Below are 12,513 nucleotides of genomic sequence, written 5' to 3' on the forward strand. Positions count from 1 at the left end.
CGCCTGCGGGGGCGCCGACAGAGCAAATGAGGAACGCATGAGCAAGCAGATTCTGATTCTCCCAGGTGACGGTATTGGTCCGGAAATCATGGCCGAGGCGGTCAAGGTGCTGGAGTTGGCCAATGACAAGTACAGCCTGGGCTTCGAGCTGAGCCACGACGTCATCGGTGGTGCTGCCATCGACAAGCACGGTGTGCCCCTGGCCGATGAGACCCTGGATCGTGCTCGTGCCGCCGATGCTGTGCTGCTGGGTGCTGTGGGTGGTCCGAAGTGGGACAAGATCGAGCGTGATACCCGTCCTGAGCGCGGCTTGCTGAAGATTCGTGCGCAGTTGGGTCTGTTCGGCAACCTGCGCCCGGCGATCCTCTATCCGCAACTGGCCGATGCCTCGAGCCTGAAGCCGGAAATTGTCTCGGGCCTGGATATCCTCATCGTGCGCGAGTTGACCGGCGGCATCTACTTCGGTGCGCCTCGCGGCACCCGTGAGCTGGAAAATGGCGAGCGCCAGTCCTACGACACCCTGCCGTACAGCGAAAGTGAAATCCGTCGTATCGCCCGGGTCGGTTTTGACATGGCGCGGGTGCGTGGCAAGAAGCTCTGCTCGGTGGACAAGGCCAACGTTCTGGCCTCCAGCCAGCTGTGGCGTGAAGTGGTCGAACAAGTGGCTCTGGACTACCCGGATGTCGAGTTGAGTCACATGTATGTGGACAACGCCGCCATGCAACTGGTGCGTGCGCCGAAGCAGTTCGACGTGATCGTCACCGACAACATGTTCGGCGACATCCTCTCCGATGAGGCTTCGATGCTCACCGGTTCCATCGGCATGCTGCCGTCGGCTTCCCTGGATGCCAACAACAAGGGCATGTACGAGCCTTGCCACGGTTCGGCGCCGGACATCGCCGGCCAGGGTGTTGCCAACCCGCTGGCGACCATCCTCTCGGTGTCGATGATGCTGCGTTACAGCTTCAACCTGAATGACGCGGCAGATGCCATCGAGCAAGCGGTGAGCCGAGTGCTGGATCAGGGTTTGCGCACCGGTGACATCTGGTCGGCCGGTTGCACCAAAGTCGGTACGCAGGAAATGGGCGATGCAGTAGTCGCCGCGCTGCGGAATCTGTAATCTTTCGGGCCCACCGCACAGACGGTGGCCCACTTTTGTAAAGGTGTAGTTGCGATGAAACGTGTAGGTCTGATCGGTTGGCGCGGTATGGTCGGTTCCGTGCTCATGCAGCGGATGCTTGAAGAGCAGGACTTCGATCTTATTGAACCGGTGTTTTTCACCACTTCCAATGTCGGTGGCCAGGGGCCGTCGGTGGGCAAGGACATTGCTCCACTGAAGGACGCCTACAACATTGAAGACTTGAAAACCCTCGACGTGATTCTGACCTGCCAGGGTGGCGACTACACCAGCGAAGTCTTCCCCAAGCTGCGTGAAGCCGGCTGGCAGGGTTACTGGATCGACGCTGCTTCCAGCCTGCGCATGCAGGATGATGCGGTGATCATTCTTGACCCGGTGAACCGCAAGGTCATCGACCAGCAACTGGATGCCGGGACCAAGAACTACATCGGTGGCAACTGCACCGTCAGCCTGATGCTGATGGGCCTGGGCGGCTTGTTCGAAGCCGGTCTGGTGGAGTGGATGAGCGCCATGACCTACCAGGCGGCCTCGGGCGCCGGCGCGCAGAACATGCGCGAGCTGATCAAGCAAATGGGCGCGACCCACGCGGCTGTCGCTGATGACCTGGCCAATCCGGCCAGCGCCATCCTCGACATCGACCGTAAAGTGGCTGAAGCCATGCGCAGCGATGCCTATCCGACCGAGAACTTCGGCGTGCCCCTGGCCGGTAGCCTGATCCCGTGGATCGACAAGGAACTGCCTAACGGCCAGAGCCGTGAAGAGTGGAAGGCCCAGGCCGAGACCAACAAGATCCTCGGTCGCTTCAAGAGCCCGATCCCGGTGGATGGCATTTGCGTGCGCATCGGCGCCATGCGCTGCCACAGCCAGGCGCTGACCATCAAGCTCAACAAGGATGTGCCGATCGCCGATATCGAAGGGCTGATCAGCCAGCACAATCCCTGGGTCAAACTGGTGCCGAACCAGCGCGACATCAGCATGCAGGAGCTGAGTCCGACCAAGGTCACCGGCACCCTGAACATCCCGGTTGGTCGTCTGCGCAAGCTGAACATGGGCTCGCAGTTCCTCGGTGCCTTCACCGTGGGCGACCAGTTGCTGTGGGGTGCAGCCGAACCGCTGCGCCGCATGCTGCGGATCTTGCTGGAGCGTTGATTCTCTAAGCGTTTGAAACAGCCCGCCCCTTGCACAAGGCGCGGGCTTTTTCATGCTCATGTAGCGGACTCGCCCGCGAAGAGTGCTTTAGCCCAACCAGCACTTTCCCCCGCGAATTGCCTCGTCACCCCGTGCCGGGTAAAGTGCCGCTCCCCCCGTTCCGCCTGAGGTAGCACCATGACCCCGTCCTTTGATATTGCTGTTATCGGCGCCACCGGCACGGTTGGCGAAACCCTGGTGCAGATTCTCGAAGAGCGTGATTTCCCCGTTGCCAACCTGCACCTGCTCGCCAGCAGTGAGTCGGCTGGTCACTCGGTGCCGTTTCGCGGCAAGAATGTCCGTGTGCGAGAAGTCGACGAGTTCGACTTTGGCAAGGTTCAGTTGGCGTTTTTCGCCGCGGGCCCTGCGGTGACCCTGAGCTTCGCTCCTCGTGCCACAGCGGCCAATTGCGCCGTGATCGACCTCTCCGGTGCCTTGCCGTCGGCCCAGGCACCCAATGTCGTGCCTGAGGCCAATGCCCAGGTGCTGGCTGGTCTAAAGAAGCCGGTGCAACTGAGCAGTCCCAGTGCTGCGGCCACGGCGCTGGCGGTGGCGCTGGCGCCATTGCAGGACGTGCTGGATATCCAGCGGGTCAACCTGACCGCCAGCCTGGCGATTTCCAGCCAGGGGCGTGAGGCCGTCAGCGAACTGGCCCGGCAAACCGCCGAACTGCTGAATGTGCGACCGCTGGAGCCGCGTTTCTTCGATCGCCAAGTAGCTTTCAATCTGCTGGCTCAGGTCGGTACGCCAGATGCCCAGGGACACACGCTGTTGGAAAAGCGTCTGGTGAGAGAGTTGCGGGAAGTGCTGGGGCAGCCTTTATTAAAGATTTCTGTCACTTGCATTCAAGCACCGGTGTTTTTTGGCGATAGCTATAGCGTGACTTTGCAGTCAGGTGCCGACGTCGATCTGGCGGCGGTGAATGCGGCGCTGGAGGCGGCTCCCGGCCTGGAACTGGTGGACGCCGGTGATTATCCCACCGCAGTGGGTGACGCCGTGGGCCAGGACGTAGTCTATGTGGGGCGGGTTCGTGGGGGCGTCGACGATTCGGCGGAACTGAATCTGTGGCTGACTTCGGACAACGTCCGCAAAGGTGCGGCCTTGAACGCTGTGCAGCTGGCTGAATTGTTGATAAAAGACCTGCTGTAAAAGATACTTGGCAACAATTTGCAGAATGAATCTAGCCGGGCGCTATGCTTGGCAAGTTGCTGGAGGTGAGTGGCCGTCAGGTGCTCCCGGGGCATGCAGTAAATAATCCCGCGTGGCGGTCGCTCATGATCCCGCGCAGTGCCTTATGGCAGCCGCTACAAAACCTTCTCGCTGGCCGAGGAATGTTCAAACAAAGGATGAGGCTATGGTTCAAGTTCGCAAACTGGTGTTAGCAATAGCGGCCGCCTCGGCGCTGTCCTCCGGTATGGCGCAGGCGCTTGGGCTCGGGGAGCTGACCCTGAAGTCGAGTCTGAACCAGCCTCTGGTAGCAGAAATCGAATTGCTCGATATCAAGGACCTTACTGCTGCGGAAGTGGTGCCCAGCCTGGCCCCGGCAGAAGAGTTCGCCAAGGCCGGCGTCGATCGTCAGGCCTTTCTCAATGACCTGAGTTTTACTCCTGTTCTCAATCCCGGCGGCAAGAGCGTACTGCGGGTGACCTCGAGTCAGCCGTTGTCGGAGCCGATGGTCAAGTTTCTGGTCCAGGTAATGTGGCCCAACGGTCGTCTGCTGCGCGATTACAGCGTGCTGCTGGACCCTTCGAAGTTTTCCCCGCAAGCCGCTGCTGCTGCACAGGCGGCACCGGTCAGTGGCCCGGCGGTGAATGCCCCGGTCACTCGTGCCAACAAAGTCAGCAAGCCTGAGCAATACACAACTGCGCCTCGTGACACGCTGTGGGAAATCGCCGCGAAGAATCGCAATGGCGCGTCGATCCAGCAAACCATGCTGGCGATTCAGGCGCTGAACCCGGATGCCTTTATCGACGGCAACATCAATCGATTGAAAGCTGGCAGGGTCCTGCGCCTGCCTGACGTGGTGCAGAGCACCGCGTTGCCGCAGCCCAAGGCCATTGCCGAAGTGGCTGCGCAGAATGCTGCCTGGCGTCAGGGGCGTCGCGCTGGTGCACGGAGCCAGCTGCAGGTGGATGCGACTCGTCGTGCGGGTGCCGAAAAGGCGCCCAAGCAGGTCAGCACCAAGGACAACCTGAGCCTGGTTTCTGCGGACAGCGGCAAGGCTGGTGGCAAGGGCGTCGCGGGTGATAGCAAGGCCCTGAACAACAAGCTGGCGGTGACTCAGGAAAGCCTGGATGCAACCCGTCGCGATAATGCTGAACTCAAGGAGCGCATGGCGGATCTGCAGAGTCAGCTGGACAAGCTGCAGCGCCTGATCGAATTGAAGAACAACCAGTTGGCCAAGTTGCAGGCTGAAGGTGCAGCCCCTGCCGCTCAGCCAACAGCGGTGATGCCTGCTGAACTGGTGGCCAAACCTGAGGCGCCTGCGGCGACGCCAGTGGTTGCGCAAGCTCCAGTCAGTGAGCCAGCAGCCAATCCGGCTCCGGATGTGCCAGCGGCCCAGGCTGACGAAGACAAGTATGGCGACCTGCTGACCAATCCAATCCTTCTCGGGCTGGTAGGTGGCGGTGCGATAGTGGCGGTGTTGCTGCTGTTGCTGTTGCTGGCACGTCGTCGCAAGGCTCAGCAGGAAGCGGAAAAGCACCTGCGCATGGCTCGGGCGTTGTCCGAGGAAAATAGCGACTTCGCCGAGGAACTGGATCTTCCGGAAGGTAGCTTCGAAGGTCTTGAAGTCCCGCCACCAAGCGTCAAGCTCGCTCCAGCTCCAGCTCCAGCTCCAGCTCCAGCTCCAGCTCCGGTGGTGGCGCCAGTTCCGGCGGCGCCGGTTGAGCGAGCCACCGATGTGCTGGGGCAGGCGCAGAACCATATCGATGGTGGTCGCCTGAATCAGGCGGCAGCCATTCTTGAAGAGGCGGTCAAGCTCGAGCCGCAGCGCAGTGATCTGCGCCTCAAGCTGATGGAGGTGTATGCGCATCAGGGGGATCGCAGCGCCTTTGTCGCTCAGGAGCGGCAGCTGGTAGCCAATGGCGATAACCACGCTCAGGTCGAGCAGCTCAAGAGCCGTTTCCCGGCGATGGTGGCGGTGGCGGCGACAGCGGGGCTGGCTGCTGCGGCTGTGGCTGCGGAACTGGATGCTCAGTATGTCAAGGAGCTGCTGGATGAGCCTGAGCCTGCCGAGCCCGCAGCGCCTGTGGAAGGTCTGGATGCGGATTTCGATCTGAGCCTGGATGACCTCGAGGCAGCTTCGCCAGCGGTAGTGGCGTCCGAACCTGAGGTTGAACTGGAGGAATTCCCTCTGGACGACGATCTGAGCTTTGGTTCGGTTCTTGAGCAGCAGACTGCGGCTCAGGAAAGCCTGGATGATCTGGGGGATTTCGACCTTGATCTCGGAGCGGACCTGCCGGCGTCGACCCAGAGTGACGACGACTTCCTGTTGAGCCTGGAAGACGATCTCAAGGATCTGCCGGCTGGCGATGTGCCTACCGTCACCGAGTCAACGCTGGATGACTTGGATCTGTCGGCGGACTTCGATCTGTCCCTGGCTGATGAAATGGATGCCGCGGCAGAGCCCAAGGACGCCTTTGCCTCCGAACTGGATGATGTCAACGCCGAACTGGATCGTCTGGCCCAGAGTCTGGATCAGCCGGAGCCGGCTACGCCAAGCTTCACGGCTGAAGATGCTGCGGCTGCGCCTGAGGAAGCGGATTTCGACTTCCTCGCCGGCAGCGATGAAGTGGCCACCAAGCTGGATCTGGCTCAGGCCTATATCGATATGGGTGACAACGACGGCGCGCGGGATATTCTGGGCGAAGTGCTCAGCGAGGGTAATGAAGGACAGAAGAGCGAAGCGCAGGAAATGCTCGCAAGACTGGCCTGAAACAACCCGATGCTTGAGCAGAACGGCAGCCGATAAGGCTGCCGTTTTTGTTGGTGGCGCTTTTGGCGGTCATTCAGACTAGCAGGTCTTCGTAGAAGGCGCCAAAGGGGCGAGTAGGGTGGGCGATCTGGATTTCCAGGATCCACAGGCCCACTTGTGGGCAGTCGGCGAAGTCCCCCAGGTCTCCAGCGCGATAGATGGCGTGGGGGAAGTCGCTGACCCGATGCCCCTTGATCTCCAGGTTGAGCATCCAGCCCATGGCGCGGGCCTGTTTTTCGGCATATTGGTACAGTTCGGGGCCGGCCACTTGATGGGTTTTCCAGTGATCGTGCACCTGATCGAACAGGCTCTTGGCGGCCGCGGCACAGGCGTGCATTTCCTCGTCGCAACCTACGACGTAAGTCGCTCCGCAATCGCCTTCGTGGCGATCCCAGACGACTCCCAGGTCAATGAAGAACAGATCGTTTTCATTCAGTTGGGGGTCGCTGTCGGAGCGTTGCTTGAAGGTCTTAAGGGTGTTGGCGCCAAAACGAATCAGCAGTGGGTGCCAAATACGTTCCATGCCCAGCTCCTGTAATACTTGCAGGCCCATCTCCCTGGCGGTGGATTCGTGCATGCCGGGCTTGATCTGCCTGGCCATTTGCGCGATGGCCTCCCAGGTCATGCGCTTGGCGTGGAGCATGCCTTCCAGGCTGTAGGCCAGGCCCACGGCTTCTTTGTTGGTTGCGATCATTCGTCGGCTCTCGGTCAGGGTGTTTGTTTCTCTACCGCTATGTAGGTTGCTATATAGCGATGACCTGGCGGCTGATGCAATCGTTGTCGAGGTGAAGCAATCTGCAACTAAACCGCGGCAGTGCATGGCGTCTGCTCCCGCCAGCCTTATAATGAGCGCCTTTGCGCATATCAGCAGGCTGTAAGTTCTTGGCAAATATAGATAACCCGGCCGCCGAAATGGCGGCCGCAGGCTTTTCCCGCATCGCTCTGGGTGTTGAATACAAGGGATCGCGCTATCGCGGTTGGCAGCGTCAGGCTTCTGGTGTGCCCAGCGTCCAGGAAACCCTGGAGAAGGCCTTGTCCAGGGTTGCGGACTCTCCCGTGGTGGTGGCTTGTGCGGGGCGTACCGATGCCGGTGTGCATGCCTGTGGTCAGGTGGTGCATTTCGATACCCAGGCCGTGCGCTCGATGAAGGCTTGGGTCATGGGGGCCAATATCAACCTGCCGCATGACATCAGTGTCAGTTGGGCTCGTGAGATGCCGGCGCATTTTCATGCTCGGTTCAAGGCGATTGCCCGGCGCTATCGCTATGTGATCTACAACGATCAGATCCGTCCGGCCCATCTCAATGAGGAGGTCACTTGGAATCACCGGCCGCTGGATATCGAACGGATGGCCCAGGCTGCCGCGTTTCTGGTGGGGACCCATGATTTCAGTGCGTTCCGGGCTGGCCAGTGCCAGGCCAAGTCGCCGATCAAGGAGATTCACCACCTGCGGGTTACCCGGCACGGCAAGATGATTGTCCTGGACATTCGCGCCAGTGCCTTCCTGCATCACATGGTGCGCAATATTGCCGGGGTCTTGATGACCATCGGTGCGGGCGAGCGGCCGGTGGAATGGGCGCGGGAGGTGTTGGAGAGCCGGATTCGCCGCACGGGCGGGGTCACCGCTCATCCTTTCGGCCTGTATCTGGTGCAGGTGGAATACAAGGATGAGTTCCAGTTGCCGGAGCGATACATCGGGCCACATTTCCTCACCGGTTGGTCTGAACTTGACGGCTGACGCCCGGAAAAGCATTTGCTACCATCCGGAACTTTCCGAATTTGCCCCCGAGGTTCAAACGACATGTCAGCTGTTCGCAGCAAGATTTGCGGGATTACCCGCATAGAAGATGCGTTGGCAGCGGTGGCGGCGGGGGCTGATGCCATTGGTCTGGTGTTCTATGCCAAGAGTCCCCGGGCGGTAAGTGTGCAGCAGGCGCGGGCGATCATTGCCGCCTTGCCGCCGTTCGTGACGACGGTCGGGCTGTTCGTCAATGCCAGTCGCTGCGAGTTGGGGGAGATCCTCGATGCCGTTCCGCTGGACCTGCTGCAGTTCCACGGCGATGAGTCGGCAGCGGATTGCGAGGGTTATCACCGTCCCTATATCAAGGCGCTGCGAGTCAAGGCCGGGGATGACGTTGCTGCTGCCTGCCTGGCTTATCCGCGCGCCAGCGGAATTCTGCTGGATACCTATGTCGAGGGTGTGCCGGGGGGAACTGGCGAGGCCTTTGACTGGTCCCTGGTTCCTCTGGGGCTGAGCAAGCCGATCATCCTGGCTGGCGGACTGTCAGCGCAGAACGTCGCCGAGGCCATTGCTCGGGTTCGCCCCTATGCGGTGGATGTCAGTGGCGGTGTGGAGCAGAGCAAAGGCATCAAGGATCCGGCAAGGATTCAGGCATTTATGCAGGCAGTGCGTCGCAGCAACGAGTCGATGTGACGGCTGGCAGTCTGCCGCCGTCCATAACACCACTGTACAAAACAGGCAGGCGCCGCCTTAAAGCGGGGTCGGAATCGAGTGGCAACCGCTCTATTGCGGGTTGTCGGGATGGCTGAGGGGCGCTTCATTGCAGGCAGGTCGAGCCCGGTGCTGACCGCGGTAGCGAAGTGATCATCGCCGCACACATGAATTTAGCTCAAGGGCATACGCGGGGTTGCGAACCAGAGCGTTCGGGCCGCCGGTACTGGAGAAAGAAAGCATGAGCAACTGGTTAGTAGACAAACTGATCCCTTCGATCATGCGTTCCGAGGTGAAGAAAAGCTCGGTGCCCGAAGGTCTTTGGCACAAGTGTCCGTCCTGCGAGGCGGTGCTTTATCGTCCGGAGCTGGAAAAGACCCTGGATGTTTGCCCCAAGTGCAATCACCACATGCGCATCGGTGCTCGCGCCCGGATCGATATTTTCCTCGACGCCGAAGGTCGTGCCGAGCTGGGTGCTGATCTGGAGCCGGTTGACCGTCTGAAATTTCGTGACGGCAAGAAGTACAAGGACCGTCTGACAGCAGCGCAGAAGCAGACTGGCGAGAAGGACGCTCTGATTTCCATGAGTGGCACTCTGCTGGGCATGCCGGTCGTGGTTTCGGCCTTTGAGTTCTCCTTTATGGGCGGGTCCATGGGCGCCATCGTTGGCGAACGCTTTGTCCGCGCGGCCAACTACGCTCTGGAAAACCGTTGCCCAATGATCTGCTTCTCCGCCTCCGGTGGTGCGCGGATGCAGGAGGCGCTGATCTCCCTGATGCAGATGGCCAAGACTTCCGCCGTGCTGGCGCGCCTGCGTGAAGAAGGCATTCCATTCGTCTCCGTGCTGACCGATCCGGTCTACGGTGGTGTTTCCGCCAGTCTGGCGATGTTGGGTGATGTAATCGTCGCCGAGCCTAAAGCCCTGGTGGGCTTCGCGGGGCCGCGAGTGATCGAGCAGACCGTGCGGGAAAAACTGCCGGAAGGCTTCCAGCGCAGCGAATTCCTCCTGGAGCATGGTGCCATCGACATGATCATCTCCCGTCAGGAGCTGCGTCCGCGCCTGGGTAATCTGCTGGCCCAGCTCATGGGGCTGCCGACGCCTGAATTCGTGGCCGCTCCCGTTGAACCGATCGTGGTTCCGCCGGCTCCAGCAAACCTATGACCCAGCGTACCCTGGGCGATTGGCTCGCCTACCTTGAGCAGTTGCACCCTTCGGCCATCGATATGGGGCTGGAGCGCTCGCAGCAGGTAGTGGCCCGGATGGGGCTGGGCAAGCCGGCGCCTCGGGTCATCACGGTCACTGGTACCAATGGCAAGGGCTCTACTTGTGCCTTTGTCGCTTCCCTGTTGCGGGCTCAGGGCTTGCAGGTTGGGGTCTACAGCTCGCCGCACCTGCTGCGCTACAATGAACGGGTGCAGATCAATGGCGTTGAGGCCACTGATCAGCAACTGTGCGAGGCCTTTGTTGCGGTAGAGGCGGGGCGTGGTGATGTTTCCCTGACCTATTTCGAGATGGGCACCCTGGCGGCCTTCTGGCTGTTCCAGCGCGCGGCCCTGGATGCCGTAGTCCTGGAAGTGGGGCTGGGTGGGCGTCTGGATGCGGTCAATCTGGTGGATGCCGACCTGGCATTGGTCACCAGCATTGGTGTCGATCATATCGAGTACCTGGGGGATTCCCGGGAGTCCGTGGCTTTCGAGAAGGCTGGAATCTTTCGTGCCGGCGCTCCAGCTCTGTGTGGCGACCTGAATCCGCCGCAGCCTTTGCTGGACAAGGCGCGAGAGCTGGGTTGTCCGCTTTTCCTCCGGGGGCGAGATTTCGACCTCGGGCTCACCGAAGAATATTGGCAATGGCGCGGTCTGGATGCCCGGGGCAATCAGGTTGAGTTGCGTGATCTGCCGCTGCTCGATTTGCCCATGGAAAACGCGGCGTTGGCGTTGCAGGCCTACCTGCTTACCGGGTTGCCCTGGCAGCCTGAGCTGATCGGTGCAGCTCTGCAGCGGACCCGGGTGACCGGCCGTCTGGATCGTCGGCAGATCGAGTGGCAGGGCAAGCGTCTGAACCTGCTGCTGGATGTGGGGCACAATCCCCATGCCGCGCAGTATCTGGCCGAGCGCCTGGCGCGTCGACCCGTAGCCGGCAAGCGCCTGGCGGTATTCGGCCTGCTGGCGGACAAGGATCTGTCGGGAGTTGTCGGCAGTTTGCAGGCCTCGGTCCAGCACTGGGCGGTGGCTCCACTGGATTCGCCTCGGGCGCGCCCTGTGGAGGATCTGCAGGCCGCCTTGGAGAACCTTGGTGCTTCGGTAGCGTCTTATGCCAGTGTCGCAGCGGCGTTGGACGCGCAATGTGCGCAAGCGACTGCAGATGACGAAATTCTGCTGTTCGGATCTTTTTATTGTGTTGCCGAGGCGCTTGAGTGGCTCGCCCGGCGCTCCACGGAGGAAGCTGCACATGGCAATGCTGGATAAGGTCTACAAGCAGCGAATGGTTGGAGCGCTGGTGTTGGTGGCTTTGGCGGTGATTTTTCTGCCGATGCTGTTCTCGCGAGAGGATGAGCAGCGCCACGTAACGGTTGAAGCGCCGCCGGCGCCACAGGCCTCGGTCATGCCTCAGGTTCAGGTTGAGCCGGTGGTAGTGCCTGAGCCCCAGGTATTGCCCCAGGAACCGGTGCCTGTCGAGGAGCCCGTGGTGCAGCAGGTTGCACCGTCGATGCCGATTGCTCCGAGTGCGCCAGCGGTTGCGCCAGCACCTGTAGTGGCCAGCAAGCCGGCGCCAGCGCCTAAGCCTGTGCCGGCCCCGGCCCAGCCGATTGCCGCAGCCAAGCCTGATACCAGTCAGAGTCGGATCGATGCCAATGGTCTGTCCATCAGCTGGTCGGTGCAGTTGGCCAGCCTGTCGAGCCGTGAAAGTGCGGAAAACCTGCAGAAAACCCTGCGCAGCCAGGGCTATAACGCATATATCCGTTCTGCTGAAGGCAAGAATCGGGTGTTTGTCGGGCCGTTGATCGAGCGTGCCGAGGCTGATCGCCTGCGTGACCTGTTGGGTCGTCAGCACAACCTCAAGGGTTTTGTGGTGCGCTTCCAGCCGGAGCGTGGCTGAGGCTATCTGGCTGATTTCAAAAGCACAGTGAATCGCAGCTTACCGACAGCCAAGCGCTCTGTTAAAATGCGCCGCCTTATCCGTCTGTAGGCTGCACTGTGCCATTTACCTGGGTTGACTGGGCGATCGTTGCAATAATCGCCATCTCCGCTTTGATCAGCTTGAGCCGCGGTTTCGTCAAAGAAGCCTTGTCGTTGCTTACCTGGATCATCGCAGGAGTCGTTGCCTGGATGTTTGGTGGCTCACTGTCCGAGTACCTCGGCGGTTATATCGAAACTCCTTCGGCTCGCGTGATCGCGGGCTGCGCAATCATGTTTGTCGCCACCTTGCTGGTGGGGGCAATGGTCAACTATCTCATCGGCGAATTGATTCGTGTCACCGGTCTCTCCGGAACCGATCGATTTCTCGGCATGGCCTTCGGCGCGGCGCGTGGCGCGTTGCTGGTGGTCGTGGCCGTCGGGCTCTTGAGCCTGGGGCCGGTTCAGCAGGATTCCTGGTGGCAACAGTCGCGACTGGTGCCACAATTTCTATTGGTTGCAGACTGGTCCAAGAACCTCATTCTGGGGTGGAGCAGTCAGTGGCTGGCCAGCGGTATCAGCGTACCCGCTGATATACCGTTCAAGGAGCACCTCTTACCGGCCAAAACGCCTCAGTAAGATGTGT

11 protein-coding genes are annotated in these 12,513 nt (G+C 60.7%); 10 read left to right on the top strand and 1 reads right to left on the bottom strand.

What is annotated here, in order from left to right; genetic code table 11:
- Positions 1–37 precede the first annotated feature (37 nt).
- The 4 genes from leuB (at position 38) to PFZ56_RS16025 (ending at position 6,263) form a co-directional block, all read left to right on the top strand.
- Complete coding sequence (leuB, locus tag PFZ56_RS16010; protein WP_102863665.1) at positions 38–1,120, top strand: 3-isopropylmalate dehydrogenase; 1,083 nt, start codon at positions 38–40, stop codon at positions 1,118–1,120.
- Between the two features lie 54 nt (positions 1,121–1,174).
- Positions 1,175–2,287, top strand: coding sequence for an aspartate-semialdehyde dehydrogenase (gene asd / locus PFZ56_RS16015; RefSeq protein WP_170002247.1), 1,113 nt, complete (start codon positions 1,175–1,177; stop codon positions 2,285–2,287).
- A 177-nt stretch (positions 2,288–2,464) separates the two neighbouring features.
- The gene (locus tag PFZ56_RS16020) at positions 2,465–3,475 is read left to right on the top strand and encodes an aspartate-semialdehyde dehydrogenase (protein ID WP_170002249.1); all 1,011 of its coding nucleotides are present in this window, start codon (positions 2,465–2,467) and stop codon (positions 3,473–3,475) included.
- A gap of 205 nt (positions 3,476–3,680) precedes the next feature.
- Positions 3,681–6,263, top strand: coding sequence for a FimV family protein (locus PFZ56_RS16025; protein ID WP_170002251.1), 2,583 nt, complete (start codon positions 3,681–3,683; stop codon positions 6,261–6,263).
- 73 nt (positions 6,264–6,336) lie between these two features.
- Here the strand turns inward: PFZ56_RS16025 and PFZ56_RS16030 are convergent, their stop codons facing one another.
- Entirely contained in the window at positions 6,337–6,996 is a 660-nt protein-coding gene (locus PFZ56_RS16030; protein WP_170002253.1) for a M24 family metallopeptidase, read from the bottom strand.
- A gap of 218 nt (positions 6,997–7,214) precedes the next feature.
- Here PFZ56_RS16030 and truA point away from each other — a divergent pair, with 218 nt between their 5' ends.
- From truA to PFZ56_RS16060, 6 genes are all read left to right on the top strand, one after another.
- Positions 7,215–8,039, top strand: coding sequence for a tRNA pseudouridine(38-40) synthase TruA (gene truA / locus PFZ56_RS16035; RefSeq protein ID WP_102863657.1), 825 nt, complete (start codon positions 7,215–7,217; stop codon positions 8,037–8,039).
- A 63-nt stretch (positions 8,040–8,102) separates the two neighbouring features.
- Complete coding sequence (locus PFZ56_RS16040; protein ID WP_170002257.1) at positions 8,103–8,735, top strand: phosphoribosylanthranilate isomerase; 633 nt, start codon at positions 8,103–8,105, stop codon at positions 8,733–8,735.
- A gap of 259 nt (positions 8,736–8,994) precedes the next feature.
- Positions 8,995–9,915: an acetyl-CoA carboxylase, carboxyltransferase subunit beta gene (accD, locus tag PFZ56_RS16045; protein WP_060838410.1), complete on the top strand. Its 921-nt coding sequence runs from the start codon at positions 8,995–8,997 to the stop codon at positions 9,913–9,915.
- The gene (gene folC / locus PFZ56_RS16050) at positions 9,912–11,219 is read left to right on the top strand and encodes a bifunctional tetrahydrofolate synthase/dihydrofolate synthase (RefSeq protein WP_170002259.1); all 1,308 of its coding nucleotides are present in this window, start codon (positions 9,912–9,914) and stop codon (positions 11,217–11,219) included. The genes accD and folC overlap by 4 nt, the downstream gene beginning before the upstream one ends.
- Positions 11,203–11,850, top strand: a complete 648-nt coding sequence (locus PFZ56_RS16055) for an SPOR domain-containing protein (RefSeq protein ID WP_170002261.1) — start codon at positions 11,203–11,205, stop codon at positions 11,848–11,850. Before folC ends, PFZ56_RS16055 begins: the two co-directional genes overlap by 17 nt.
- A 98-nt stretch (positions 11,851–11,948) precedes the next feature.
- A complete protein-coding gene (locus tag PFZ56_RS16060; RefSeq protein ID WP_025130180.1) occupies positions 11,949–12,506 on the top strand; it encodes a CvpA family protein in 558 nt (185 codons plus the stop codon).
- Positions 12,507–12,513 lie beyond the last annotated feature (7 nt).

The organism is Pseudomonas danubii (assembly GCF_042980055.1).
Taxonomy (GTDB): Bacteria; Pseudomonadota; Gammaproteobacteria; order Pseudomonadales; family Pseudomonadaceae; genus Aquipseudomonas; species Aquipseudomonas danubii.

Bases quoted from the DNA above. Each gene is read 5' to 3' on its own strand.
- leuB (WP_102863665.1), top strand. From the start codon at position 38: ATGAGCAAGCAGATTCTGATTCTCCCAGGTGACGGTATTGGTCCGGAA.
- PFZ56_RS16025 (WP_170002251.1), top strand. From the start codon at position 3,681: ATGGTTCAAGTTCGCAAACTGGTGTTAGCAATAGCGGCCGCCTCGGCG.
- PFZ56_RS16055 (WP_170002261.1), top strand. From the start codon at position 11,203: ATGGCAATGCTGGATAAGGTCTACAAGCAGCGAATGGTTGGAGCGCTG.
- PFZ56_RS16020 (WP_170002249.1), top strand. From the start codon at position 2,465: ATGACCCCGTCCTTTGATATTGCTGTTATCGGCGCCACCGGCACGGTT.
- PFZ56_RS16040 (WP_170002257.1), top strand. From the start codon at position 8,103: ATGTCAGCTGTTCGCAGCAAGATTTGCGGGATTACCCGCATAGAAGAT.
- asd (WP_170002247.1), top strand. From the start codon at position 1,175: ATGAAACGTGTAGGTCTGATCGGTTGGCGCGGTATGGTCGGTTCCGTG.
- PFZ56_RS16030 (WP_170002253.1), bottom strand. From the start codon at position 6,996: ATGATCGCAACCAACAAAGAAGCCGTGGGCCTGGCCTACAGCCTGGAA.
- folC (WP_170002259.1), top strand. From the start codon at position 9,912: ATGACCCAGCGTACCCTGGGCGATTGGCTCGCCTACCTTGAGCAGTTG.
- truA (WP_102863657.1), top strand. From the start codon at position 7,215: ATGGCGGCCGCAGGCTTTTCCCGCATCGCTCTGGGTGTTGAATACAAG.
- accD (WP_060838410.1), top strand. From the start codon at position 8,995: ATGAGCAACTGGTTAGTAGACAAACTGATCCCTTCGATCATGCGTTCC.